This window comes from Desulfosarcina sp. (genome assembly GCF_046496365.1).
Taxonomy (GTDB): Bacteria; Desulfobacterota; Desulfobacteria; order Desulfobacterales; family Desulfosarcinaceae; genus Desulfosarcina.
This window is the reverse complement of sequence record NZ_JAWOHB010000105.1, coordinates 59,471-84,199: the sequence shown is the minus strand read 5'-3', so window position 1 is coordinate 84,199 and position 24,729 is coordinate 59,471. Positions and strand designations below refer to the sequence as shown.

General features: G+C 57.6%; 24 protein-coding genes. 19 read left to right on the top strand and 5 right to left on the bottom strand.

Features of this window, described 5'->3' with window-relative positions; translation table 11 throughout:
• Nucleotides 1-5: 5 nt before the first annotated feature.
• From R6V78_RS08990 to R6V78_RS08960, 7 genes are all read left to right on the top strand, one after another.
• Entirely contained in the window at nucleotides 6-734 is a 729-nt protein-coding gene (locus R6V78_RS08990) for an amino acid ABC transporter ATP-binding protein (RefSeq protein ID WP_410289011.1), read from the top strand.
• A gap of 116 nt (nucleotides 735-850) precedes the next feature.
• Entirely contained in the window at nucleotides 851-1,279 is a 429-nt protein-coding gene (locus R6V78_RS08985) for a DUF192 domain-containing protein (RefSeq protein WP_410289010.1), read from the top strand.
• A 150-nt stretch (nucleotides 1,280-1,429) separates the two neighbouring features.
• Entirely contained in the window at nucleotides 1,430-2,227 is a 798-nt protein-coding gene (locus R6V78_RS08980; RefSeq protein WP_410289009.1) for an ABC transporter substrate-binding protein, read from the top strand.
• A 133-nt stretch (nucleotides 2,228-2,360) separates the two neighbouring features.
• Entirely contained in the window at nucleotides 2,361-3,014 is a 654-nt protein-coding gene (locus tag R6V78_RS08975) for an amino acid ABC transporter permease (RefSeq protein ID WP_410289008.1), read from the top strand.
• A gap of 11 nt (nucleotides 3,015-3,025) precedes the next feature.
• On the top strand, nucleotides 3,026-3,826 hold the full coding sequence (locus R6V78_RS08970; protein WP_410289007.1) for an amino acid ABC transporter ATP-binding protein: 801 nt from the start codon (nucleotides 3,026-3,028) through the stop codon (nucleotides 3,824-3,826).
• A 33-nt stretch (nucleotides 3,827-3,859) separates the two neighbouring features.
• A complete protein-coding gene (locus R6V78_RS08965) occupies nucleotides 3,860-4,543 on the top strand; it encodes an amino acid ABC transporter permease (RefSeq protein ID WP_410289006.1) in 684 nt (227 codons plus the stop codon).
• A gap of 9 nt (nucleotides 4,544-4,552) precedes the next feature.
• The gene (locus R6V78_RS08960; protein ID WP_410289005.1) at nucleotides 4,553-6,013 is read left to right on the top strand and encodes an FAD-binding oxidoreductase; all 1,461 of its coding nucleotides are present in this window, start codon (nucleotides 4,553-4,555) and stop codon (nucleotides 6,011-6,013) included.
• Between the two features lie 54 nt (nucleotides 6,014-6,067).
• Here the strand turns inward: R6V78_RS08960 and R6V78_RS08955 are convergent, their stop codons facing one another.
• The gene (locus tag R6V78_RS08955) at nucleotides 6,068-8,503 is read right to left on the bottom strand and encodes a glycosyltransferase (protein ID WP_410289004.1); all 2,436 of its coding nucleotides are present in this window, start codon (nucleotides 8,501-8,503) and stop codon (nucleotides 6,068-6,070) included.
• Nucleotides 8,504-8,620: 117 nt separating this feature from the next.
• Nucleotides 8,621-9,985, bottom strand: a complete 1,365-nt coding sequence (locus tag R6V78_RS08950; RefSeq protein WP_410289003.1) for a radical SAM protein — start codon at nucleotides 9,983-9,985, stop codon at nucleotides 8,621-8,623.
• 390 nt (nucleotides 9,986-10,375) lie between these two features.
• Between R6V78_RS08950 and R6V78_RS08945 the strand changes: the two genes are divergently transcribed.
• From R6V78_RS08945 to R6V78_RS08930, 4 genes are all read left to right on the top strand, one after another.
• Nucleotides 10,376-12,811 (top strand): hypothetical protein, encoded by a 2,436-nt coding sequence (locus R6V78_RS08945; RefSeq protein ID WP_410289002.1) that lies wholly within the window; start codon nucleotides 10,376-10,378, stop codon nucleotides 12,809-12,811.
• 4 nt (nucleotides 12,812-12,815) lie between these two features.
• Complete coding sequence (locus R6V78_RS08940; protein WP_410289001.1) at nucleotides 12,816-13,832, top strand: phosphatidylserine decarboxylase; 1,017 nt, start codon at nucleotides 12,816-12,818, stop codon at nucleotides 13,830-13,832.
• A gap of 16 nt (nucleotides 13,833-13,848) precedes the next feature.
• Entirely contained in the window at nucleotides 13,849-14,898 is a 1,050-nt protein-coding gene (locus R6V78_RS08935; RefSeq protein ID WP_410289000.1) for a prolipoprotein diacylglyceryl transferase family protein, read from the top strand.
• Between the two features lie 105 nt (nucleotides 14,899-15,003).
• Complete coding sequence (locus tag R6V78_RS08930) at nucleotides 15,004-15,480, top strand: DUF2062 domain-containing protein (RefSeq protein ID WP_410288999.1); 477 nt, start codon at nucleotides 15,004-15,006, stop codon at nucleotides 15,478-15,480.
• 403 nt (nucleotides 15,481-15,883) lie between these two features.
• Here the strand turns inward: R6V78_RS08930 and R6V78_RS08925 are convergent, their stop codons facing one another.
• On the bottom strand, nucleotides 15,884-16,576 hold the full coding sequence (locus R6V78_RS08925) for a lipase family protein (protein WP_410288998.1): 693 nt from the start codon (nucleotides 16,574-16,576) through the stop codon (nucleotides 15,884-15,886).
• 296 nt (nucleotides 16,577-16,872) lie between these two features.
• On the opposite strand from R6V78_RS08925, the gene R6V78_RS08920 reads away from it, so the two are divergent.
• Nucleotides 16,873-17,166 carry a choice-of-anchor I domain-containing protein gene (locus R6V78_RS08920; RefSeq protein WP_410289039.1) on the top strand — a complete coding sequence of 98 codons (294 nt, stop codon included), beginning with the start codon at nucleotides 16,873-16,875 and terminating at the stop codon, nucleotides 17,164-17,166.
• Nucleotides 17,167-17,933: 767 nt separating this feature from the next.
• Nucleotides 17,934-18,794, top strand: a complete 861-nt coding sequence (gene ppk2 / locus R6V78_RS08915) for a polyphosphate kinase 2 (protein ID WP_410288997.1) — start codon at nucleotides 17,934-17,936, stop codon at nucleotides 18,792-18,794.
• 99 nt (nucleotides 18,795-18,893) lie between these two features.
• Here the strand turns inward: ppk2 and R6V78_RS08910 are convergent, their stop codons facing one another.
• Nucleotides 18,894-19,037, bottom strand: a complete 144-nt coding sequence (locus R6V78_RS08910) for a hypothetical protein (protein WP_410288996.1) — start codon at nucleotides 19,035-19,037, stop codon at nucleotides 18,894-18,896.
• A gap of 340 nt (nucleotides 19,038-19,377) precedes the next feature.
• On the opposite strand from R6V78_RS08910, the gene R6V78_RS08905 reads away from it, so the two are divergent.
• The 6 genes from R6V78_RS08905 (at nucleotide 19,378) to R6V78_RS08880 (ending at nucleotide 24,106) form a co-directional block, all read left to right on the top strand.
• Nucleotides 19,378-19,701, top strand: a complete 324-nt coding sequence (locus R6V78_RS08905; protein WP_410288995.1) for a hypothetical protein — start codon at nucleotides 19,378-19,380, stop codon at nucleotides 19,699-19,701.
• Between the two features lie 185 nt (nucleotides 19,702-19,886).
• The gene (locus tag R6V78_RS08900) at nucleotides 19,887-20,882 is read left to right on the top strand and encodes an exopolyphosphatase (protein WP_410288994.1); all 996 of its coding nucleotides are present in this window, start codon (nucleotides 19,887-19,889) and stop codon (nucleotides 20,880-20,882) included.
• An 11-nt stretch (nucleotides 20,883-20,893) separates the two neighbouring features.
• A complete protein-coding gene (locus R6V78_RS08895) occupies nucleotides 20,894-22,411 on the top strand; it encodes a CHAD domain-containing protein (protein WP_410288993.1) in 1,518 nt (505 codons plus the stop codon).
• Nucleotides 22,412-22,423: 12 nt separating this feature from the next.
• A complete protein-coding gene (locus tag R6V78_RS08890; protein ID WP_410288992.1) occupies nucleotides 22,424-23,188 on the top strand; it encodes a ParA family protein in 765 nt (254 codons plus the stop codon).
• Nucleotides 23,178-23,648 (top strand): CYTH domain-containing protein, encoded by a 471-nt coding sequence (locus R6V78_RS08885; protein WP_410288991.1) that lies wholly within the window; start codon nucleotides 23,178-23,180, stop codon nucleotides 23,646-23,648. The genes R6V78_RS08890 and R6V78_RS08885 overlap by 11 nt, the downstream gene beginning before the upstream one ends.
• A gap of 32 nt (nucleotides 23,649-23,680) precedes the next feature.
• Nucleotides 23,681-24,106, top strand: a complete 426-nt coding sequence (locus R6V78_RS08880; protein ID WP_410288990.1) for an NUDIX hydrolase — start codon at nucleotides 23,681-23,683, stop codon at nucleotides 24,104-24,106.
• Nucleotides 24,107-24,209: 103 nt separating this feature from the next.
• Here the strand turns inward: R6V78_RS08880 and R6V78_RS08875 are convergent, their stop codons facing one another.
• Nucleotides 24,210-24,671 carry a DUF4332 domain-containing protein gene (locus R6V78_RS08875; RefSeq protein ID WP_410288989.1) on the bottom strand — a complete coding sequence of 154 codons (462 nt, stop codon included), beginning with the start codon at nucleotides 24,669-24,671 and terminating at the stop codon, nucleotides 24,210-24,212.
• Between the last annotated feature and the right edge of the window lie 58 nt (nucleotides 24,672-24,729).

Sequence of the window (24,729 nt, the reverse complement as noted above, 5' to 3'; positions counted from 1 at the left end):
AACCCATGATCATATTCAAGGACGTCAACAAGTGGTTCGGCAAACTGCATGTGCTCAGGGATGTCAATTTGCATGTCACCCCCGGCGAGGTGGTGGTGGTGTGCGGCCCCAGCGGATCGGGCAAGTCCACCCTCATCCGCTGCATCAACCGCCTGGAGAAGTTCCAGAAGGGGGAGCTCTTCGTCGACGGCACACCGCTGCACGACCATTCCACCAATTTGACCAAACTGCGGGCCGAAATCGGATTCGTCTTTCAGCAGTTTCACCTCTACCCCCACATGACCGCCCTGCAGAACGTCGCCCTGGCGCCCATCAACGTCAGGAAAATGAAACGCGCCGATGCCGAAGCACTGGCGCGTGAAAAACTTGCCCGCGTCGGATTGGCGGACAAGGCCGATGCACATCCGACCCAGCTCTCCGGCGGCCAGCAGCAGCGCGTGGCCATCGCCCGGGGCCTGGCCATGTCCCCCAAAATCATGCTCTTCGACGAACCCACCAGCGCCCTGGACCCCGAGATGATCGGTGAAGTGCTGGACGTGATGGTCAAACTGGCCAGCGAAGGCATGACCATGTGTGTGGTCACCCACGAAATGGGCTTTGCCAGGCAAGTGGCCCACCGGGTCATTTTCATGGACGATGGTGCCCTGGTGGAGACCGGAAACCCGCACGACTTTTTCGCCAACCCCCAGACCGACCGCGCCGCCCAGTTCATCAGCAAAATCCTCACCCACTAGCGGCCAGGACGCATTGTGGTCTTTTTCTTGAAAGGTCAAGTCGGTCCATGTCTTTCCTGATGGAACAAAAGCAATTCGCGGTCGGTTTTCTGAGACCGTTTTTCGCAGCCATGATCATGTCAGCTCTCCTGACCGAAAGACCCATCGCATGTCCGTTCGACCTGCCGACCCTGTCGGTAGTTATCAACGGGCACCGCCTGGTTGTGGAAGTGGCGGCCACACCCCAATCGCGTGCGTGCGGACTGTCGCGGCGCTTCGCGCTTGATGAAAACCGTGGCATGCTGTTCGTGTATGCGAAAGCAGACCGGAGATCGTTCTGGATGAAAGACACCTGGATCCCGCTATCCATCGCATTTCTTGACGACACGGGAGTCATTATCAATATGGAGACCATGTTGCCCGATCAATCTGAAATGAGATACCGCTCCAATTTACCCGCCGTGTATGTGCTTGAAGTCAACCAGGGGTGGTTCCAATCTCATGGCATCAAACCGGGAGACCGGGTGGAAATCAGGCCGCCGGTCGTCCACGGGGGCTCAAACTGAAAGGAACGTTAGCAGATGAGGAAGCCATGATCATCGAATATAAAATCGATGTTCCGATATCAACAGATCAATTTAAGGAACCAGCGCCGGTCGACAAGGACCGCCTTACCCGGCGCATAACATCAAAGGGATCGGCAAAGGAAGGTGAACATGAAGCGGTTGAAAATGGTTTGGACGGCAAGTACAATTCTGGTGTTGGTATTGGCCGGTGTCAGCCTGGGATTCGCGGCTGACCAGTTGAGCATGATCAAACAGCGGGGCAAGCTGGTGGTCGGCACCTCGGCCGACTATCCGCCCTATGAGTCCGTGGACAGTTCCGGTAAATTCGTCGGTTTCGATATGGACCTGGTGCGAGAAGTCGGCAAACGCATGGGCGTGGAGGTGGAGATCAAAGACATGGGATTCGACACGCTCATTGCCGCGCTGCAAAACAAGAAAATCGACCTCGTCGCCGCCGCCATGCAGGGCACGGCCGAACGAGACAAAACGGTCGATTTTTCGATCCCTTATAATTTTGTGAAGGATGCCTTTGTCACCTCCACGAAAGCCGACGTCAAAATGAGCACCCCCGGGGATGCCGCCGGCAAGAAGATCGGCACCCAGACGGGCACCATCCAGGAAAGCTGGATCCGGAAAAACCTGGTTGAAACCGGGCTGACGCCCGAAGACCACCTGTTTCAGTACGAGCGTGTGGACAACGCCGGGCTGGACCTGGCCGCCGGGCGCATCGACCTGCTGCTGATCCAGAACAAACCGGCCCAGGACCTGACCGATAAAATGAAAACCCTGAAAATTGCCCTGGTGACCACGGAAACCGTTCTGGCCGGCCAGTGCCTCGCGCTGCCGGAGGGCGAAACCCAGCTCAAGGCCGAAATCGACCGGGTGATCCAGGAGTTGAGCGATGCGGGCTGGATCGAGAAACAGAAGCAAGCCTTCGGCATTGACTAGACCGGCCGAAACTGCAGTCGCCGGAGATCGCACCACAACACCGGCCTGAGGAGGTCGCGGACGGTCCGGAGCACAAACAGGTCGTTAGGCCGGAGCGTCCGCCACTGCCCTATATGTAAAGCCACAGGAAGTCATGAGCGAACTGATCCAGAGCCTGTTGACGATTCTGCATTACCTGGTCCCCGGGATCGGAATCACCCTGTCTGTGACCGTGATTGCGCTGAGCATCGGTTTCGTGATCGGCATCATGATGGCCGTGCTGCGGATCTACGGGGGGCGTTTTTTTTCGCCCATGGCAGCGGTCTACAGCATCGTTCTTCGGGCCGTTCCGGTGGTGGTCATCATTTTCATCCTCTATTTTGTCATATCCGAGTTGGTCGATCTCTCCCCGTTTCTGTCGGGGGCCATCGCGCTGGGGGTTGCCAGCGGGGCCTACCAGTCGGAAATTTTCCGCGGGGCGATCCTGTCCGTTCCGCCGGGGCAGATGATCGCCGCCCGCGCCATCGGCATGAGCCGTTTCAAAGCCATCCGCGCCATCGTTCTGCCCCAGGCCATCCGGCTGGCGATCCCGGCATGGTCCAACGAATTTACCCTGGTGTTGAAAGATTCAACCCTGGTCTATGTCATCGGCGTGCCGGAATTGCTGCGCAGGGCCCAGTGGGTCAGCGCCCGCAGCCTTGAGCCTTTCCTGGCCTTCGGAACGGCGGCTGCGTTTTACATCGCGTTCACCCTGCTGGCCAGCCGTCTGCTGGGAACCCTGGAACGCCGCTACCAAATAAGCATGTAAAGATGCGAACCATGCCTGAAAAACCCATCCTCATCATGGAGGGCCTGTGCAAATCCTTCGGCGGAACAGAAATCATCAGGGGGGTTTCCCTGCAGGTCCTGCCCAGGGAGGTCCTCGTCATCGTCGGCCCCAGTGGTACGGGGAAAAGCACGCTGCTGCAGTGCATCAACCTGCTCACCCGGCCCAGCAGCGGACGAATCTGGCTGGGGGACCAGGAAATCACCGCACCCGGCGTCAATGTGAACCAGATCCGCAGGCGCATCGGGATGGTTTTTCAGGATTTCAATCTTTTCAACCATTTGAAGACATTGGACAATATCACGATCGGCCTGACCAGGGTGTTGGGAATGAAGGCCGACGCGGCTCGTCGAAAGGGCCTGTTTGAACTGGAGCGTGTCGGTATGGTTGACCATGCCGACAAATACCCGGCCCAACTCTCCGGCGGCCAAAAGCAGCGGGTGGCCATCGCTCGGGCGTTGGGAATGGACCCGGCCATCATGCTTTTTGATGAGCCGACCTCGGCGCTGGATCCTGAATTGACCGGCGAGGTATTGAGCGTCATGCAGAAACTGGCCCGGGAGGGCATGACCATGATCGTCGTCTCCCACGAAATGGGGTTTGCCCGTGAAGTGGCCCAGCGCATCGTTTTCATGGAGGATGGCTGCATTGTTGAAGAAGGGACGCCACAGTCCTTTTTCGAGGCGCCCCGGACGGAACGCGCCAGAAAATTTTTCTCCAAGATCAGCGGGGCGCGCGACGGTGCGGACGATCCCGTCAACCAGGGCCGGGACGAATGCCGTCGACGCCCGTAAGCCTTGATTTCCCATTTAAGCGCTAGGCGACCGATGCACGCGTTCTTCTCTTTTTTCCAGACCGTTATCCCCGAACTCCTCCAGGGAACCCTCATTACCCTGAAAATCGCCGGGGGTGCCCTGATGATCGGCCTGTTGGTCGGACTGCCGGTGGCGTTGATCCGCGTCTATGGAAATCCCTGGCTTCGAAGCATGGTGGCGGGCCTGATCAACATCTTCCGGGGAACGCCGCTGCTGGTTCAGCTTTTTGTGGTCTACTACGGCCTGCCCGATCTCGGGGTGACCTTTTCACGGTTGACCGCGGCCTATCTGACCCTGGGTCTGAACAGCGGCGCGTATCAGGCGGAATATCTGCGGGGTGCCATCCAGGCAGTGGGCGCCGGGCAAATGGTGGCTGCCCGTGCCATCGGCATGAGCCGCTTCACGGCCATCCGCTGCATCATTTTGCCCCAGGCCTTCAGGCTGGTTTTGCCGTCGTGGTCCAACGAAATGATCGCCATCATCAAGTACACCGCCGTGGTGTTTCTGATAGCCGTACCGGATCTGATGGGCAAAGCCAAAATGGTTTCCAGCCGCTATTTTGCACCCATCTCAACCTACATCATCGTGGCCCTGATCTATCTGGTCATCGTGGGACTGGCGAGCCTGCTCCTGCACCATGTCGGCAAACGCTTCGAAACCCCGGGGTTGGGGAACCTGGAGACGGCAACCCGCTAAGAGGAAGTCATGGCCCGACACGACCTGCCACAGGGAGGGCATGTGCTCTCCATCGAGATCCCGAATATGCATCCCGACGCCAGAAACCAATTCATGCAACTGCTGGGCGAGGCGCACTATCTGGAGTCCGTGGAGGACCGCCTCACCTACGCCTATGATGCCAGCGGCGGCCGCTGCCTGCCGGAAGCGGTGATTTGCCCGCAACATGCAACCCAGGTATCCCAGATCCTGTCGGTTGCGGACACCTACCGTATCCCGGTGGTGCCCCGGGGCGCGGGAAGCGGTTTGACCGGCGGCTCGGTGCCCCTGGCAGGCGGTGTCGTCATGGCGATGCACCGCCTGAACCGGATCATTGCCGTCGACACGGACAATCTCCAGGCCATCGTTGAGCCGGGGGTAATTACCGCCAAGCTGCACGCCGCCGTCGAGGCCCGGGGCCTGTTCTATCCGCCCGATCCGGCCAGCATGGCGTTTTGCACCATCGGCGGCAATATCGCCGAAAACGCCGGCGGTATGCGCGCCGTCAAGTACGGCGTGACCAAGGATTTCGTCATGGGTCTGGAGGTGGTTCTGGCCAGCGGCGAGATCATCCACACCGGTTCACGCTGCGTCAAGGATGTGGTCGGTTATGACCTGACCCGTCTCTTCGTGGGATCCGAGGGAACCCTGGGCGTCATCACCCGGGCGATTCTCAAACTGCTGCCCCTGCCCGAAGCCAAGCAGACGCTCATGGCCGCCTTCGCTGCCATCGACCCGGCTGCCCAGACCGTTGCCGCCATCATCAAAAACGGCATCATTCCCGCGACCCTCGAATTCATGGACAATCACTGCATCCGCGCCCTGGCCCAATACCAGGATGCAGGCCTGCCTGCCGATGCCGGGGCTGTCTTGCTGATCGAGGTGGACGGCAAGCCCAGTCAGATCGAGGCCGATCTGAAGCGGGTACAGACGGTGTGCCAGGCCAACGGCGCCATTGACGTGCAGGTGGCCGGAGAGAAAGCCGGCCAGGATGCGCTGTGGCGGTCGCGCCGGTCGATCCATGCCGCGCTGACCCACCTGCGGCCCAAATGGGAAGAGGAGGACATAGCGGTCCCCATTGCGCGCATCCCTGAAATGGTGCGCCAACTGGAAGCGATCGGCAGGGAACGCGATGTGCTGATCGTCAGTTTCGGCCATGCCGGCGACGGCAACATCCATGTCAACATCGCCAATCGGAATGCATCCGCGCCTCCGGAAAACCTGTCCCAGGCCAGGGAAGCCATTTTAAGGGCCACCATCGCCCTGGAGGGGCGCATTGCCGCCGAACACGGCATCGGGTTGGTCAAGCGCAACCAGATCGGCTGGAACCTCGACGAGCGCACGCTGGCCCTGATGCAGCGCATCAAAGGCCTGCTCGACCCCAACGGCATCCTCAACCCGGGAAAGATGTTCCCCTCGACCGTCACCTGCGGCCGGGAATTGCCGTCGTGACGGGTGCCGTCCCCGGCTCTGGTGGAAACCGCCAACCGCCACGACGCGCCCTTTCTAATTCATGAACGCGTTCACCTTGCCGAACATCTCCCAGGTTTGATTGAACGCCGCCTCGAAAGAGCGGTTTTGCGTATAGCGCCTGGCGGCCCGCCCCATCTGCAACCGTCGGTTGGGATCGGCCACCAGGTCGGCCATGGCCCTGAAAAGCGATTCAACGCAATCCGCTTTTACCACAAGGCCGGTCTTTTCCGGGATGATGTTCTCGGCCGGTCCCCCCTGATCGGTGACGATGACAGGAATGCCCGATGCCTGGGCTTCCAGCACTACATTGCCAAAGGTGTCCGTGGTGCTGGGAAAAACGAAAATATCGCTGGATGCGTAGGCCGCATCCAGATCGGCACCTTCCAGGCGGCCGGTGAAAATGCAGGGCAGATCACCCATGGCGGCCACCATCTCATCCAGGTAAGGGCCGTCGCCGACAACGGTGAGCATGACCGCGGCAGTCGATGCAGCCAGCCGGCGATAGGCCTCCGACAACAGGTGAAGATTCTTTTCCATGGATACCCGCCCCACGTAGAGCAGTTTGGTCGTTTTCTCGGCGCAGTTCCACCTTTTATAAAACCCGTTGCGCTTGATGGGGTTGAACCGCTCGGTATCGATGCCGCGCGGATAGACCTGGATTTTATCGGCGCTGATCCCCTTGGCGATCAACTCATCCCGGGTGCTCCGGGAGGGCGCATAGATCAAGGCCATCTGATCGTAGTACCAGAGCACGAACTTCCAGGCCAGTTCCTCCATGAAGCCGCTGCCGGTCAGGATCTGCACATACTGGGGAATGGCCGTGTGGTAGGTGCCCGAAATAGGCAGCCTGAGAAATCGCGCGATGGCCAGCGCTGCCAGCCCGATGGGACCCGGCGTGGCCGTGTGGATGTGGTTGAAGCCCTGCCGGTGGCAGTAGTCCAGCATCTCCAGCAGCGGCGGATAGAATAGTTTCTGCTGCTCGTATTCCGGCAGTTCATAGGTGCCGATGCTCGCGAAATGGGCAACCCCCTCTTCGGGCGGCCGGTTCCGGTCGTCACAGGTGATCAGGGTGTAGTGGCGCTGGGCAGCGGTCGCACTCTGGACCTGTTGCTGGAGGGTCAGGGCGACGCCGTTGATTTCATAAAACGTATCCGTGAAGTGGGCCACATTCATGCATGCGGCCGGCGTTGCCGTCGGGTCGTCGGCTGACGGATCGAAACGCCGGGCGATCTGCTCGCCCAGGTCCCGCCCTATAGTAAACTGGGAAAAGGCCACAAAATAGGGCGCCAGCAGGGTGTACAAACCACCTGCGGACCCGATGGTATGAAAAATATTGAACACATTGGCGCCCGACAGATGATCCAGCAGATGGTTGCCGAAATGAACCATCACCCGGCTGGAGAGGGTATTGACGAAGTCGAACCATTGCTGTTCACGCATTGCGGCGGCGGCTCCGTCGCGGCCGGCGGTGGCCAGCAGATCCGGGTTTTCGTCAATGAGTTTCTGTGTCTCCTGACGCAGCAGGGTCGCCAGCGGATCCGCAAGGGGGTGCTGGACGCGTCTGCGTTTCTTGGCGGAAAAAAAGCAATAGACCCGCGCAAGCATGCCCGGTTCCGTTGCCGGCTCGGGGCCCAACGAACGATCCAGGAATCGCACCAGCGGGTCATGGCCCGCGTAAGGCCCCAAATTGAATTTATTGCGGAAAAACTGCCAGGCAATGCCGTAAAGGTTGTGGGCCATGGTCTGGGGCGAAGGCGCAAGGCCGTGAACCGCGACCCGGCTCTCCTGCATGGCCGCAAGCGAGTCGGCGGTGTGTGGACCACCGATGAACTCGGTATAGGTCCTGGCGATATTGAGGCAACTGTGGTCGTCCGATCCGCCGAACATGCGCTTCTGGTGGGGGGATGAAAACCCCGGTACGATGCCGTGCTTGTCTGACAACTGCTGAATATCTCCCGGTGTCAGCCCGTTGAGTACGGTTTTAAGGGTCTGGTTTTCCCGGCTGTTGCGGGCACCGTTCAGCTCGAAATTTTTGAACAGGAGCAGCAGACGTTCGAAATGATCTACAGTCAGCCGGTCGTTGACTGCATACAGGGGGTGGGCAATAATGTTGAAAATGTTCTCATGGTGAAAATAGGCCGCCAGGTCAAAAACACTTTTGCGGAGCTTCTGAATCTCTGCATGTTGGTTTTCGGTGATATCCAAGGCCAGCACGTGAAGCTTGCAGCCATCCTCAGGAAAATAACTGGTAACTTCCTCACTGATGAAAGTTCCCGGCAAGTGGGCGATCTCCAGCGCGCCCCCGATGCTGTTGTGGTCGGTGATGGTCACATGGGTCATCCCCCGCCGTTTGGCGATGTCATAAAGACGGAGCGGTTCGGTAAAGCTTTCGGGGCAGTCGATTTTTTTGAGAATCCATTGGGAGGGCCGCTTGGAATGCTTGGAGTGCACGTGCAGGTCGATCCGCATCGGTTTTCCTTTCTGTGGTGGTCACGGCCGTCGTCAACCGGCGGTTGTTGGCCAACTGCCGGCGGCATACCGGTTTCGCGTTGGCCGCCTTATGATCACGCACGTATTAGCCGATGGTTAAGGTATGGATAGTTTTTGGTTAAATCGGTTATGGTCGAGAATTAGCGATGGTCTGCTTCCCGCCTTTGCGGCGTTTGAGGAAAACCGATTCAGCTTTATTAAATCCGGTGGCCGTCGGCCGTTGAAAAAACCGCACGCCATATAATAGGACAGATCCCCGGCCCACGTGGCCAGCGCACCTGGTTCGTCCGCCAACCGCCGAACCAGACCCAGCGGATTGGAAAAGACAGCGAGCAGGGGGCCGAACAGTTCCGATGGATCGCGAAAGCATTCCCAGTCGCACTGCCGGCAGGCATCCGCTTCAGCAGGAACGTTCAGCCGGCCGATCCGCATATCCCACAATGGACCATGGTCTTCGTGGCCCCGATAGCCGCACGGGTAGGTGTGGCCATCGGCGGCATTGACAAAGAAGAAATCCACACCACCGCGGCACCCGTATGTCGATTGCTCTGAATGCTCAGGGCCGTATTGACGGATCAGGGCCTCCAGCGAGCACAGGGGAGAAAAGATACGGATCCTGGATCGGAATCGTCGAATGACCGCGATCAGTGCCCTGAACAGGACCTGTTTTTCCATGGGCGAAAACCGAACGATCTTTGCCACCGTCGTCGCGGCATACACGGCACTGAGGCCCTGTTCGCATTCCGCCGCATCGATGCTCATGGGGTAGCAGGTGTTGGCCATGGTGAATCCCAGATCGATCGCCCGCTGGTAGAACCGTTCGAAGGCGCTTACATACAGGGAGTAAAATCTTTCCAGATAGGCCCGGTCCGAGCCGAAATCGTTCCGATTCAGCCAGCGGGTGGCGTCACCGCCCACATTGCGGTTGATGCCCAGGTTGACCGCCGGGTAGATTCCGGCCCGGTGAAAAATGGGCAGGGCCCTGGCGATGCCGGCCACCACCCCTGGAAATCCGCGCATCGCTTCGTGGACAGGGTCCACGGCGGAATCCAGGCTGATCCAGAAATTGCGCAGGGGCGAATCGGCAAGCTGGTCGACCATTCGTGAAACGCGATCTTCAAAACCCTTTTTCTCGTGGTGCGCCAGCATGAACCCGTTGGTCCCGGTGCGGATGAAGGGGATGCCCGCACCGCCGGCATAGCGGATCAACTCCACCAGCCTGGGCAGATCGAGCAGTGGCTCGCCGCCGGTAAAGGAGATGGCCTGAACCCCCCGGCAGGCGGCCGCGTCGATCATCCGCTTGATGGTGTCCGTCTCCAGGGTGGACCGGGCGAATGATTCCGTGGCGCGCATACCGCACTGGGGGCAGCGGGCATTGCACCGGTCGGTGATCTGGATCACCACCTGCCCGGGGATGCGGTTGTTCAGAATGGATCGGAAAACCCCGCTCAAGGCATTCACTTTCTCTTTGGAATTTAGGCTGCGTGTTTTTTCCAGGGGCTGAGCATCCTATCAAGTATGGACCTTATAACCCGCCTATTGTTGCCCGTGTGTTAGACAACGATTTGTTTTGCGTTATGCCTGGATACCTCAACCCTCGACCTCGTTTTATCCGTAACCATTTTCTAACTTGACGATAACATGGCCCTAATTCTCGTCCTTTACTGTTGCAGGCATCAGCAATCGGAGAAAGCAAACCGGTGTGGATAAACGCAGGGAGGCGCCGATGCCCGACGATACGTTCAGTGGCCTGGTTCTGATGGCTTCCATTTTTTGCATGGCTGACAGCCGCAACTTCTCATTGTCTTGATCGGGGCCGCCCCGGGAAAGAAGGGAAGCATGAAAGGTGAAATGATTAAATTAGCCGGCCGAACGGGCACATCCCCGAGGCGAACCGAAGCGCTGCATCCCGCGCCACCCTCCCGGGCGGCCAACCGGTTTAAACTGATTCACCTGCTGGGCATCGACACCACGACGCCGGAAGGATTGGCCCGGACCCTGCCCTTTACCCCGTCGGACACCACGGCAGGCGCCGAAAATGAATACCAGACGGCGGTGGTGGGCGATCGTCACCAGGTGGACCTGGCCCGTGAAATCGAAGACTCCGGATTTTTCCGCAACCTGAGGAAGCGGGCCCTGCGGGGCGACACGCCCCGTTCCACCGTCACGGCCCTGGAAGCCTTCTTGTCGGTTAACGACAGCGGGGTATGGGAGAACAGCTGGGTCCGTTTGCCCATGCAGGCCCTCAGTCCGTTTGCCCGCTCCGTCTTCGAGGATGACCTGCACTCCGACAAAGGCTGCGCCGACAGCCCTCCACGAAGCGATGTCTGCCGGTTTTCCATCAGCAGCAACGGTCGCGATTATCTTCGCATTCCCATCAGCTACCTGCTGAAATTGGCCCTGGCCGATGCCGTGGGCGGGCCGACCGTTCACACCACCGTCCGGGAAATCGGTCAATCGGCGATGAACCATTTTCTCTCGGACAACACCTCTCCGGAGACCTTCTCCTTCCATCCGGTTTGCATGGACGATCGATCCGGCAAGGGACAGAGTCTGTCACGGGAGACATCCCTGCGCTTTTTGCTCTCGCAACTGCTGATTCAGTACGCCAACCGGCAGTTCGGGCTGATCGACAGCGGCCAGCAGGCGGTTCTCTATTTTGCGCCCCATCCGCCGGTACGCCAGAAGCGGCTGAACAACCTGATCTCCGACAGCTTCTATCGATCGCTGTTCATGAGCCCCTGCCTGTCCGGCTGGAACGAAGGCGAAGCCAAGCATCGCTACATGCACCTGTGCCACACGGTGCTCTCCCGCAGCCAGCTCAATGCGGTCATCAAGCTCAGGGAGGCCGGCATCGTCGCCCACAACCTGGTGGTGCTGCCCAACACCTCCAACATCAGCCTGGCCAACAACGGCACCCATATCAGCCTGGGAAGCCGCCGGCTCACCCGTCTCATGAAAGACCCCGGTTCCGGTTTCGGTCCCCTGGAGGAAAAGCACTACGGGGACCTGGCCATTAAGATTGTTGAGCATTTCCTGCCGCTTTTCGTGGGCATCTATTCGGCGGCACCCTACCGGATCGACTTCATGGATTTTCACCCGGAGCGGGTCCTGGGGTTTCTGCCCCACGAGCTGGATTTCACCCACCTGCGGATGCTCTGGAGAAGATGGAAGAAAAAGGCCGATCTGAACATCCTGGGCCGCAGCGTCACGCCGTTTGGCCCGGAATGGCTGGATCGGAACCTTGCACGCTGCTTCGGCCTCAAAGGGGATGTTGTTCCCGATTTCAGGCTGATCGACTACCTGGTGGCCCTGATGGCCACCGACGAGAGCCCTGCCCTGGACGGCCGCCCGGGAAACGATGCCCGGCTGAAAAAAGACCTGGGAGACATGGGGGTCTTCGACCCCTGCATGCCGCTTTACATGCTTTATCGGGCGCGCTGTTTTCAGACCATGGGATTCACCGGCTTCGAAGGCCGCCATTACAGCCTTTTTGAGGACCTGGATCGGGATATGGGGCACGCCGCCAGCCTTCAAATGTTGATCACGGCGCTGGCTTACAAATACATCTTCACCGGAAACATCACCCACGCCGACATCCCCGATCATCCCTTCGTTGAGAGCGAGCGTCGCCAGATATTTTTCGGGGCGGCGGCCGGCATACCAACCTTTTACGTGCGCACGGACACCCCCAACCGCCTGCTTGCACGGATGGTCAAGCAGACCCGCAATACCCGATCCAGCCGCCGGTACACCGGATACACACGGGTCCGCGTCGCGGATTTTCAACAGACGCTGATCCGCCTGTTGGAACAGGATGCCCCGGAATTGATCGAGATGGGCAAGCTTGACGAGACGATGCGGGATTTGACGGGTCGAGTCGATACGACGGGCAGAAACAGCGCGGCCGACAGGCTCACCCGGCGCATCTGCGAGGCAGCCGGCGCCTCGTCGCCCATGGCGTTGACCAGCGATGAATTCAATGCCGCCGCGGAGACCTTTTACCGGGAGCGGCTGAAAAATGAGCAGATGGGACAGGCCCTGGACGTGTGGTCCGAACAGGTCCGCCAACTCGACGGCATGCCCGCCTGGCGCAGCGGCCATTTCAACCAGGCCATGTTTGCCGTGCTGAAGGGCCAGGATGCGGCCGCTTTCATCTCCACGGTGCGATCTGCGGTCATTGCGGAAGAGCTTCCCCTGGACGCCGTCACGCGCCTGATCCACCTGATGCTGCTGACATTAAGCCACATGAAACGGCAGTCGGAAGCTGTTCAACCGGAGGAATGACAGATTGACAACCGCGCCCAGCCCCCACCAGTACATCGACAGGGAAACCGCCCACGTGGCGACGGAACACCTGATTGCCGATCCGCTGATCAACTGCCTCTATTCGAGCACCAGGGAGAACGCCCCCTTGCTGTTCAGGGCAGCCACATCCCGGCGCATGTCGGCCATCCTCGGATATCTTAATTTTGACATGCCGTTTTCCAGAAGAGACTCCGGTGACGCCAGCCGAATGAAAGCCATGGGCATCGACCTGGCCGAATGCCTGGACAGACCGCAAGACCTGAACACGGCTCGCAAACTGTTTGAGCGCAAAATCCGCTACTGGCAATGCCGCCCCATGCCCACAGCGACCGATCGGATCGTCTCCCCGGCCGACGCCCGCATGATCGTCGGTTCCTTCGACCGCCACGACGCCCTGTTCCTGAAGGAAAAATTCTTCTCCTTCGATGAGTTGATCGGCGAAGACAACGCCCAATGGACCGCGACGTTTGCCGGCGGGGATTTCGCCATTTTCCGGCTCACTCCGGATAAGTATCACTACAACCATGTGCCGGTTTCGGGGCGGGTGAAGCAGGTCTATACCATCGACGGCCGCTGCCATTCTTGCAATCCCGGCGCCGTGGTCTCCATGGTGACGCCGTTTTCCAAGAACCGCCGCGTGGTCACCGTCATCGACACGGACGTACCCGGCGGCACAGGCATCGGGCTGGTGGCCATGATCGAGATTGTGGCCATGATGATCGGCGACATCGTCCAGTGCTACAGCACCCGTGCCTACGACGACCCGCTGGACCTCGCTCCCGGCATGTTTGTAGAAAGAGGCTGTCCCAAAAGTCTTTACCGGCCGGGCAGCAGCGTCGATGTCTTGATTTTTCAGAAGGGCCGGGTGGTGTTTTCCGCGGACATCCTGGCCAACATGCGCCGCCGGGATGTGAGCAGCCGCTACACGCTGCATTTCCGATCCCCGCTGGTGGAGACCGATGTCAAGGTCAGGACGGAAATCGGGCGAAAGGTGGACTAAAAAAGGAGTTTCATCCATGACCAACTGGCTCTTCGTTTCGATCATGGCCCTTTTACTGGCACCGCTCTACATCTGGTGCTTCAGGGCCCTGCCGCGGGAACGCTGGCAGATCATCTGCGCCGTTCCAATCAAAAAGATGATTGACGGTTCCTGGCAGGGCCTCAACCTGACCTACTATGGCCTTTTCAACGCCATGGCCCTGTGTGCGGCGGTGACGCTGGTGTTGATTCTCACCGCTGCGGCCGGGATCGAATTCGGCGTCTTTGCGGCCATCATCACGATTCTCCTGGGCGTTTGCCTGCCCGGTTCCCGTCTGATCGCCCGCTGGGTGGAGAAAAAACCGTATACCTTCAGCGTGGGGGCGGCCTCCTTTCTGGGCATCGTCCTGGGCCCGTGGCTGGTCCTTTTGATCGAGGCCGCCGCGAAGCTGTTGCTGGCCATTTCGTTTGAAACCATGGCGGTGGTATCCGCGCTGATGGTGGGCTATACCCTGGGCGAGGGCATCGGCCGGCTGGCCTGCATCAGTTTCGGCTGCTGCTACGGCAAGCCCATGGACCAGATGCCGCCGATGGTACAGCGCTACTTTTCCTGGATGGCCTTTACCTATACCGGCGACACCAAGAAGATCGCCTATGCGCATCAATTGGGTGGAAAAAGGGTATTCGCCATTCAGGCGGTTACCGCTGTTCTGTATAGCCTCGGTTCACTGGCCGGCACGTTGCTCTACCTGCAGGGCCACTATTCATGGGCCTATTTTTCCTGCCTGCTGGCAACGCAGGGGTGGCGGTTTTTCTCCGAATTCCTGCGATCGGACTATCGCGGCGATCGCCGGATCAGCGTTTACCAGATCATGAGCCTGCTGACCATCCCCTACGCCGTGCTCGTTCTGCTCGTGTTTCCCTCCTCCCTACATGGCGTGGACGTACTGGCCGGACTGAAAGTGTTGTGGAATCCGGCGGCGATCCTTTTTCTCCAGGTGCTCGGGGTGACCATGTTCTTGCGCACGGGCAGAAGCCAGGTCACCGGATCGGCGCTTTCCTTTCACGTTCACGCGGATCGCGTGTGAAAAAGGGGCTCCGGCTTCCGGCTTCCGATGGCCCCTCGACCCCTTGAACCCCTGAACCTTTGAACCATTGAACCCTTGAACCCTGATTCCGGCAGACAACCACCCGTGTTCAGCCAACGTATTAAACAGACCGCTCTGACGATCTACGACCGCTTCATCAAGCTCAAGGGGGCCCCACGCGAAATCGCCCTGGGTTTCGCCTTGGGCCTGCTGATCGGCATGACCCCTTTTTTCGGCGTACATTTCTTCTCGTCCATTCTGCTGGCATCTTTGCTGGGGTGGAGCAAGATCGCCGCAATGGTCGGCGTAAACGTCACCAATGTGATCACGGCCCCACTGATCTATCCGGTCAATTATTGGGTGGGCGTCAGGCTGGTGGGGTTTTCCAAAGCGATCGACTGGTCGACGGCCTACAAGTTGTCCGATATGCTGGCGCTGATGCAGCAGTCGCCGATGATCCTGGTCGACCTCTCCATCGGCGGCATCATCCTGGGCATTCCCCTGGCGGTTGCGGGCTATTTTGTGGCCTTCAGAATCATCCGCAACTATCGCCAAAAAACCGTAGGTGCCGGAACCAACTGATATCCATAAAGACGCGATGGATCAGAAGTCCACCCCTCAGTACTCAGCACTCAGTCCTCAGCACCGGCAGCCGCCTACCGTCATCCTCGATTTCGGCCACCTGCATGGAACCGTCGTCAATGGTTCCGGTTGACAGGGTGGTTCCTTACTATGAATTTTTGACCATTTCTATTTATAATAATGATGGATTGTTAGAAAAAAATTAGCAGTGCAAAAGAAGGTTGACCGGTAAAGTCGGAAAAACTGATAGCCAAGTAGAAGTGATTGTAACGTCGGATGCTGCTTCAATGCGCCTGTTTTATGATTTGCCCAGTGAACCTCACGAAAGCGTACTGCTTGAGCTTTGATATAACCCTCGCTACCTGTCAACAACACATTGAAAAAATGCCTGTCTGGAGGGACGTCAATTATCGAAGGCAACAGGCAATTGGGCGGTATAATTCAAGGGGGCATGGTTGGCAAGGAATGATGGTGCGTGAGCAAATGCGTGATGGGGTGAGTGAATCTCTGTATTTCTTACGATGGTTCCAGCATGGGTAAATCGGGTTCGGCGACTGACCGGGGGCAGTTCGGGAACGATATCCTTCGGGTTGAATACGTTGAACACCGGAATGCCGGCAAGGGTTTGGGCAAACTCAGCATCCCCGATGCGTGGAGCTCCGAAGGTGTATACTGCGCAAGGCGGTAGCAACGATGCCGCCAGGGTGGCCAGCGCACCGCCTAAACTATGGCCGGTGTAATACAATGGTTTCTCAATGACTTCCAACGCAGAAGCAATGGTATCCCAAATCTCCATGAGAATATTCCTAAATCCCCGGTGGACATTTCCGCCGGTGGGCCATTCACAGGCAGCCATGTCCAGGTTGGACAGCCAGTTGGACAGACGGCCGGTGGTTCCGCGAAACACCAGAGCGGCAAAGGCACCATCACCGGTCTCCACGGTCTCTATCAGGGCAGCTTGAGTGGTGGGCCCGCTGAAAAATCGCTGCTCAATCAGACCAACACGTTCCAGGAAGTCATTTCGCGACGCCTGGCCCAGTGTGTCAACCCCTTCCGAGGCGTTTTTTCGATAGATCAGTCTACAAAGTTCGGACAACCACCACGCATTTCCCGGGGTGAACCCTTCGGCGCTCGCGTGAAACCCAACGAGGCGATCTGCCGCAAAAAAATCATCGGATGCCCCTGGCCTGAATACAGCTTGCCAGGCGTGGTTGTAAGCCATCGTAGTGGATACCTTCTCTTTTGCTGGTGCGCATACCCCAAAACAAACCCGTGTCACTCACAGTGGTGTTCACACTTTAATCAGGGGGAACAGGGGCGTCAATCACTTTGTTAGTATTTTGTTAGCAACTAGTTGGCCAGGCGTTAGTATGAGCTAAGTCGCAAGCAACGATTCTGCACGAAAGTCCACCACGGCATCCTGGCCGCGGCGGTGGAGGCCGATCCCAAGCAGGAACCGGGCAAGGTGGTTTTTTTCGACACCAATGGTCATTTCCTCAAGGCGGCGATGGTCGGCGCCCTGCCGGACATGCTGACTTTCACAGCGCCGACAAGGGGCCTGAACCCGAAGGACTATCGCTGGGTGAGATCAACTGCCGCACATACCTGTTCCTCGGCCTGGAACGCATCGGCGGCATCATGGTTTACGACATCAGCCTTCCCCGCCAACCTGAATTCGTTCAGTAACAAGAACAATCAGGAGCGATATCAAATTGACAAACGCTTTGTGCGCAGCATCTGCCCGAAATGCACTGCTCACCATAATGTCTATATGATGTGGACCGGACGTGGCGTGCCGCGCAAATACTGCTGCAACTGCAAACCGTTGGTCGCCGGGTATGACGATGCAGCCATGTATGAGGCGTCCACTTCCCCGAGGCACTCTCAGAAAAAGGGCAGAAGCGGCGTGAGTGAGTGAACCGGTATGCAGCCTGGCGCCAAAAAATGAATTGCATTGACCGCCCTGAAAAGTAAAAAAGCCTCTCAGCAGCATACTGTGGAGAGGCTCGATCCAATCGGTGTGCGGCAATACGTAATCCGCGCAGGGCAGAGTAATCCACCTCGGAAAAATCCGGTGAAAGCGCGGCGCAGGGATTCTAAACCGCTGTATTCACATCAATGAAAACGGTTCTGGACTCGGCTTACACCGATGGATGGAATGTTGGCATCGTTGAAAAGCTCAAAGGGATTGGCAATAGATAACTCCGCCGCCTGGGTAACAGAGCCAGTCCGCTAAATGGAGAAGAGAAAATCAAACACGGATTGACGGATAAACTCCAACAAACCGCGTTCCGGAATCGTGACGGCAGGCCCCCCGCTTGACACCCACCCATTCAATTGAGATACTTGACCTGGATCCACCAGCCGGCGAACACCATTTTTAAGCGTCTGTCAACGGATGCCTGAGGCTTGAATCGGAACACCAGCGAAGCGGGTGGAAGGAAGGTCAACGCATGGAAAAAAAAGACGCCAGAAAATTATCCGGGACCGACCAGAAAACAAAGGTTGATTCCAGGCGCAGGGACACGAAGCGCAAAAAACTCAGCCACGATTTCTATGAGCAGGAGCTGGCGAAGCTTCAGGTCGGGCTGGCCGAACTCCAGGCCTGGATCAGGCACAAAGGGCTGCGGGTTATCGTGGTTTTTGAAGGGCGGGATGCCGCCGGCAAGGGAGGGCTGATCAAACGGATCACCGAACGGGTCAGTCCGCGGGTCTTTCGCATCGTCGCCCTTCCCGCCCCCAGCGACCGGGAAAAGACCCAGTTTTATCTCCAACGCTACGTGAAACACCTCCCTGCCGCCGGCGAGGTGGTGCTCTTTGATCGCAGCTGGTACAACCGCATGGGCGTCGAGCGCGTGATGGGTTTTTGCACCGACGATGAGTACGAACGGTTTAAGGCGAACTGTGCCGGCTTCGAGCGGGCACTGATCAAAGACGGGATCATACTGGTCAAGTACTGGCTGACGGTGAGCAATAAAGAACAGGAAAAACGGTTTCGACGGCGGATTGAAGACCCCGTGCGGCAGTGGAAGCTAAGCCCCATGGATACAGAGTCACGCCGTCGCTGGTATGATTACTCCCGCGCACGCGACGCGATGCTGGCGGCCACGGACACCGACTACGCCCCGTGGACCATCGTCCCGTCGGATGACAAGCGTCGTGCCCGGCTGAATTGCATCAGCCACCTCCTCAGCCAAATTCCGTACAAGGCACTGCCGAAGGAAAACGTCAAACTTCCTGCACGCGACACAACAAATGCCTACGATGACCAGGCCTCGCTGGTATCCAGACGGCATGTGCCCGAAAAATATTGATGTTACCTTTTTTCAAAACCATCTGAAGACTGAAGGGTGATGTTACAAATTCAGGCGATTTTGGATCGACCATCTCAATCCTCGCCATCTTCAGGTGCGCTATTCGGCTTGCTGGCCACCCGCCATTTCAAGCAGCCGCTTCACACGCTGGGCGGCCAAAAAATCGAACCCTTTAAGGAATGCAACGGCACCAACCAGAAAGACCATTCCGGCGATCGGGTAGTGGATATCTATATGAGGCATGTGTGCGCTCCTGTACCATAAATTCATGAACTAATTTTTTACAGTTTTGCACGCGATTGTTAGCAAACCATTAAAACCATCTGCGCGTCGACGCGATCGCTCATCTCGCCCGTGGGTTTCGTCATGCAGGCGTCCCGTCGTATTGTTTTTCAACATACCGTAATAATTAATTATTATTTATTTTTTGATAAAATGACGCCTGAAAAAGGTTTTCCTAACACAATTCTAACAATTCGGGCGTACACCTCTACCGTCCGGATCTGGGATTTGGGAAACAGGTGGCGGGGCACACTGACGACACCTGATTTCAGGCAGGCAGCCTTAACGATAGGGAGTCATCATGATTTCAGAAAATTGCAGCATCGATGAATTTGTAGAGACGGTAAAGGAAAGGGAACCCTGGGAAGTGATCGCCATTGCTATTGATGAAGCCACCCAGGCCGACCGCATGTTTATCCGGACCCATCCGCACACCGGAAAAGCGTTGATCTGCGGCCAGACCTATTCAAGGCATCTGAAGCAACTGATCAACTATCTGCGATTCACGGTAAAACCCAAACGTCCCAAGAGCATCGCCTACCTCCTGTACATGACCCATTGGGGATCCCCCGAACCAGCTCATCCGGATCCTTTTACCGTTCCTCGACCGGACACCGTCCATTGACCGTATTCGCCGGGCGCCTCGACCATGGCCGCGGATGATTCAGGCGCCCGGTGACGCAGATGGTTTTCCCGCTCGAACCGCTTCCCGGCGGTAAGGTCACTTTTCTATTGCCCGCATCCGTCCATATGTGCTTTCTTTCCAAGCCACGTGCATCCATGGTATTCTGACGAAAGGCATTCGCTGGCATGTTAACCAGTAAACGATTCGCCGCCATCGATATCGGCTCCAACGCCGTTCGACTGCTTCTGTCCGAAGTTTTCGAAACCGACAGCGGACCGTATTTCCGTAAAATATCGTTGATCCGCATGCCGATCCGCCTGGGTGAGGATGCGTTTGTCCTCGGCAGAATATCCAAGGACAAGGCCGATCGCCTCCTCCACACGATCCAGGGTTTCAACGCCCTGGTTGAGGCCTATCGGCCGCTGGACTTTCGGGCCTGCGCCACATCGGCCATGCGGGAGTCCGACAACGGTGAAAAAATCAGGGACCGCATCCTGTCACATACCGGTGTGGACATCGAGATCATCCAAGGCAAGCAGGAAGCCAGGATTATTTTCGCCAACAACCCCTGGAATCATCTGGAGGAAGGCAACGCATGGCTGTTTGTAGATGTCGGTGGCGGCAGCACGGAGATAACCATCTATGCCAATGGCAATACCGTATCCCGCTCGTTTGGCATCGGAACCATCCGCCTGCTTGAAAGGCTGGTGTGCAAAACGCAGTGGAAGGAGATGAAAGCATGGGTTCGCGATCATACCCGTCCGTTCTCTGGCATCGATGCCATTGGCAGCGGCGGCAATATCAACACAATCATTAAACTGGCCAAATGCCCGGACGGCATTTCCATCACCACCGGCAAGATGAAGAACGTGAAAAGCCACTTGAAATTTTTCTCCTATGACGAACGGATAACCAAGCTCGGCCTGAAACCCGATCGTGCAGATGTGATCATGCCCGCCCTGAAGATTTATTTGTCGGTAATGAAATGGGGCGGCATCGGAACCATCTCGGTGCCACAGATCGGCCTGGCGGACGGACTGGTACGCATCATGTACCGCAAACATACGCAAGCACAGAACGGTCCGGCGCATGGACCGTCCACAAAAAAGACCGCGCCCCTCCGGGAAGCTGAAAACACGGGCGGCAGCGGACAGCACGCATCTATTTTCCGCGGGACGTGAAAGGAAGCGTCATGACCGATCGCTGTTATGCCATCACCGACCCTGACGCCTTGGCAGCCATCCCCACGGCAATGGCTGATTTGTTCGACGGCATTCGCGAGGCGGCCGAAACCTCCGTCTTCGAAGTCATGGATTCCTTCGACTGGCGGCTGTTCAACAAGGGCTTTTTGTTGTTCAAAAGCCGCGAGCGCTATGAGGCCATCGATATCGCCACTGGTCATCCGGTCGGCACGATCATGGCGGGAACGGAAAAACCCTTGCGATTCGCCCGGGCGTTTCCCGAATCCGACTTCACCGCCATGCTCAAATCCGCCCTGGACATTCGTGCGCTGCTGTCTCTGGGGACCATCACCCGGCGCACCATCGGCCAGGATCTGCTCAACAGCGATGAAAAGATCGTCGCACGCCTCGCTCTGGAAACTTACGGCATCGATGGCCGGCCGGAAAAGGTCAATCAATGCAGGCTGATGCCGGTGCGCGGCTATAGCGTAGAAGCCCGTCGGATTGCCGCCTGCCTGGAGCAATTGGGGCTGCAGCCCGCCGGCAAGCCTCCTGTCCTGACCCTGCTGACGGAAAAAGGCATTGCCCCCGGTGCCTGCGCGTCAAAAATCGACCTGACGCTGGCACCGGGAATGCCGGCCGCCGAAGCCGTCCGCTGCATCATGGAGAACCTGATATCGGTCATGCATGCAAATATTCCCGGCGTTCGTCAGGATATCGACAGCGAGTTCCTGCACGACTTTCGGGTGGCGGTGCGCCGGGCGCGTTCACTGCTGAGTCAGATGAAAGGCGTCCTCGATGCCGGGACAACCGCCACACTCCAGCAGCGCTTGAAGACGATGGGCGACATCACCGGAAATGTCCGGGACCTGGATGTGGCCCTGTTGAAAAAAGAGGAATACACCGCCCTGCTTCCCGACGTTCTGAAACCCGGCCTCGACCAGCTGTTCGGGACCCTGCAGCAAAAACGCCGTTATGCCAGAAACCGGATGGTCAAGGCCATGGCCGGCACCGCTTTCAATGCGGCCCTTTTCGACCTGGATGCATTTGTACGCACCGATCCGCCGACCGGCGCCGATTCGCCCGGTGGTTCCCTCCCCATCGGTGAATTGGCCAAAACGGTCATTTACAAACGCTACCGGCGGATCGTCAAGAAAGGCAGCCGAATGTCGGATATCACCCCGGATGACCATCTCCATCGCCTGCGCATTGACTGCAAGAAATTGCGCTACCTGCTGGAGTTTTTCACCTCCCTCTTCCCCGACGACCTGATGAAGATACTGGTCAAACAACTCAAGCAACTTCAGGACAATTTAGGCGATTTCAACGACCTGTCCGTCCAGCAGAACTTTTTGACGCAGCATCTGGAAACCCCGCGACCGCAGGTGATCCTGTCGGCGGCAGCCACGGGTGGGCTGATCACCCGGCTGCATACTGCCCAACAACAGGTCCGGTCGCAATTTCTCAGCGTGTTCAAAACGTTCAATGCAACGGAAAATCGTAAGCGGTTCAAGACGCTCTTCACATGACAGGAAACTGACGTGAAAACCATTGCCCTTTACAGCATCAAAGGCGGCGTCGGCAAGACGGCCGCCTGCGTCAATCTGGCCTACCTGGCGGCCATAGGCGGGGTTGCCACCCTGCTGTGCGATCTGGATCCTCAGGGGTCGTCGACTTTCTACTTCCGCATCCAGCCGAAACCCAAATACAGCAGCAGGAAATTTCTCAAAGGGGGAAAGTGGCTGGACAAGGCGATCCGCGGCACCGATTTCCAGGGGCTGGATCTGCTTCCCGCAGACCTGTCCTACCGCAATCTGGATATCCAGTTAAATGGTTTTACCAAATCACGGCAACGGCTGAGGCGGTTGCTGGAGTCCTTCAAGGGGCGTTACGGCTATGTTTTCCTGGACTGTCCACCCAACATCACCCTGGTCAGCGAAAATGTTTTCGAGGCGGCGGATGCGATCCTGGTTCCCCTGATCCCCACGACACTGTCCATGCTCACCTACACCAAATTATACCGGTTTTTCGAGGATACGGGTCTTGACCGCAGGAAGCTTCATCCTTTTTTCTCAATGGTCGAACCCCGCAAGCTGATGCACCGTCAGACCATCCAGGAGACCATCGCCACGAAAATCCATCTGATGAACACCTACATCCCCTACAATGCCGACGTGGAGAAGATGGGTTTTTTCCGCCAGCCACTGATGCACTATCGCCCCGCGGCCATGGCAGCGTTGGCCTTTGCAAAGCTCTGGAAAGAGATAAAAACGCACATCCCGGAAGAAAAAACCAATGGGTCTTGAAATCGAACGCAAATTTCTGGTCGACCACCTGCCCGCTGCTCTGGCAGAGCTAACCGGTTCAGCAATTCGTCAGGGATATATAATTGTCGCCGAAGGCGGCGTTGAACTGAGGATCAGGCAGAAGCAGGCCCGTTTCTTCCAGACGATAAAGGCGGGAGAAGGCCTGTCGAGGACGGAAATTGAAATCGAATTGTCGCAAGGTCAGTTCCAGCAGTTGTGGCCGCATACCGAAGGCCGTCGGGTGAGCAAAACCCGGTATACCGTTCCGGTGGGAGATCATACCGCCGAGCTGGATGCGTTTGCCGGTGAACTGACCGGGTTGTTTCTGGTGGAAGTCGAATTTCCCTCGGAATCGGCCAGCCGGCACTTTTCGCCACCGGACTGGTTCGGTGCCGAAGTGACTGAGGACCGCCGGTACAAGAACAAGCAGCTGGCTGTCTATGGCATTCCAACGACCTGAACGACAACGGACCCAGATAGACAACCATTTCGATGACGCAAATATTCGCCCAGGCAGGGGCCATTCCCTATCGAATCACAGATGACAGACTGGAAGTGTTGCTCATCTCCACGCGCAGCGGGAAACACCTGACCACTCCCAAAGGGTTGATCGATCCCGGCTTATCCGCAAGCGAAACCGCATTGAACGAGGCCTATGAGGAAGCTGGAACTAGAGGCCGCCTGTTGATGCCGGATATCGGCAATTACGCCTATGAAAAATGGGGCGGCATCTGTGAGGTCAGGGTATTTGTGATGACCGTCATGGAACAGTTTGATCGATGGCCGGAGCAAACCATGCGACGCCGTCTTTGGATCGACTATCGCCGGGCCGCCCTGCGGGTCAAGCATCTCGACCTCGGGAAAATGATGCTTTCCCTGCCCGACCACCTTAAGCGCACGGCCGCCGACCAAGATTGAACCGGTGACCCTGAACGCATTGTCCCCGGCCATGCCCGGGGCCGCATTGACCATGATCTTGGCCGGGTGGGTTCCGGATTCGCTCCAACCCAAACGGATCCGGCTATTTTTTCTTTTTCCTGGTTTTCTTTTTTGAGCCGCTTTTTTTATCCTTGTCCGTCTTTTGCTTCTCTTTTTTTAGCTTGTTCTTCCTCTTTTCTTTGCCGGTCTTTTCCTTGGATTCAGCTCTCTTTTTCGATCCAGCCGTCTTCTTTGCCGCGGACTTCTTCTCGGAGCCTTTGGACTTCTTTTTGGATCCTTTGCTCTTTTTGCTTTTCACCGTGACTGTTTTCACAGGGGACGCGCCGGGCGCTTTGCGCTGGTCCGCCCCGGCGGCGTCCTCAGCCATCAGCTTGCGAGCCTCGGCAATGGTCCGGACGGCCCTGAATTCGCCGAACCCGGGCACCACAGCCAACTGCTCGGGCGTGGATGCGGCCAATGCTTCGACGGTGGCGATACCGGCAGCGGCCAGCTTTTCGGCCGTGGCCGGGCCGATTCCTTTGACTTCCAACAGGGTTGGGGGCATCGGGGGATCCTTTCATCGAAAGGGTAAACGGGTAGGAACACGCTGAGACCGGATAGGT

What these genes read in the sequence shown, in the direction of transcription:
- R6V78_RS08990 (WP_410289011.1), top strand. Translation starts at nt 6, where the DNA reads ATGATCATATTCAAGGACGTCAACAAGTGGTTCGGCAAACTGCATGTG.
- R6V78_RS08985 (WP_410289010.1), top strand. Translation starts at nt 851, where the DNA reads ATGTCAGCTCTCCTGACCGAAAGACCCATCGCATGTCCGTTCGACCTG.
- R6V78_RS08980 (WP_410289009.1), top strand. Translation starts at nt 1,430, where the DNA reads ATGAAGCGGTTGAAAATGGTTTGGACGGCAAGTACAATTCTGGTGTTG.
- R6V78_RS08975 (WP_410289008.1), top strand. Translation starts at nt 2,361, where the DNA reads ATGAGCGAACTGATCCAGAGCCTGTTGACGATTCTGCATTACCTGGTC.
- R6V78_RS08970 (WP_410289007.1), top strand. Translation starts at nt 3,026, where the DNA reads ATGCCTGAAAAACCCATCCTCATCATGGAGGGCCTGTGCAAATCCTTC.
- R6V78_RS08965 (WP_410289006.1), top strand. Translation starts at nt 3,860, where the DNA reads ATGCACGCGTTCTTCTCTTTTTTCCAGACCGTTATCCCCGAACTCCTC.
- R6V78_RS08960 (WP_410289005.1), top strand. Translation starts at nt 4,553, where the DNA reads ATGGCCCGACACGACCTGCCACAGGGAGGGCATGTGCTCTCCATCGAG.
- R6V78_RS08955 (WP_410289004.1), bottom strand. Translation starts at nt 8,503, where the DNA reads ATGCGGATCGACCTGCACGTGCACTCCAAGCATTCCAAGCGGCCCTCC.
- R6V78_RS08945 (WP_410289002.1), top strand. Translation starts at nt 10,376, where the DNA reads ATGATTAAATTAGCCGGCCGAACGGGCACATCCCCGAGGCGAACCGAA.
- R6V78_RS08935 (WP_410289000.1), top strand. Translation starts at nt 13,849, where the DNA reads ATGACCAACTGGCTCTTCGTTTCGATCATGGCCCTTTTACTGGCACCG.
- ppk2 (WP_410288997.1), top strand. Translation starts at nt 17,934, where the DNA reads ATGGAAAAAAAAGACGCCAGAAAATTATCCGGGACCGACCAGAAAACA.
- R6V78_RS08910 (WP_410288996.1), bottom strand. Translation starts at nt 19,037, where the DNA reads ATGCCTCATATAGATATCCACTACCCGATCGCCGGAATGGTCTTTCTG.
- R6V78_RS08905 (WP_410288995.1), top strand. Translation starts at nt 19,378, where the DNA reads ATGATTTCAGAAAATTGCAGCATCGATGAATTTGTAGAGACGGTAAAG.
- R6V78_RS08900 (WP_410288994.1), top strand. Translation starts at nt 19,887, where the DNA reads ATGTTAACCAGTAAACGATTCGCCGCCATCGATATCGGCTCCAACGCC.
- R6V78_RS08895 (WP_410288993.1), top strand. Translation starts at nt 20,894, where the DNA reads ATGACCGATCGCTGTTATGCCATCACCGACCCTGACGCCTTGGCAGCC.
- R6V78_RS08885 (WP_410288991.1), top strand. Translation starts at nt 23,178, where the DNA reads ATGGGTCTTGAAATCGAACGCAAATTTCTGGTCGACCACCTGCCCGCT.
- R6V78_RS08880 (WP_410288990.1), top strand. Translation starts at nt 23,681, where the DNA reads ATGACGCAAATATTCGCCCAGGCAGGGGCCATTCCCTATCGAATCACA.
- R6V78_RS08875 (WP_410288989.1), bottom strand. Translation starts at nt 24,671, where the DNA reads ATGCCCCCAACCCTGTTGGAAGTCAAAGGAATCGGCCCGGCCACGGCC.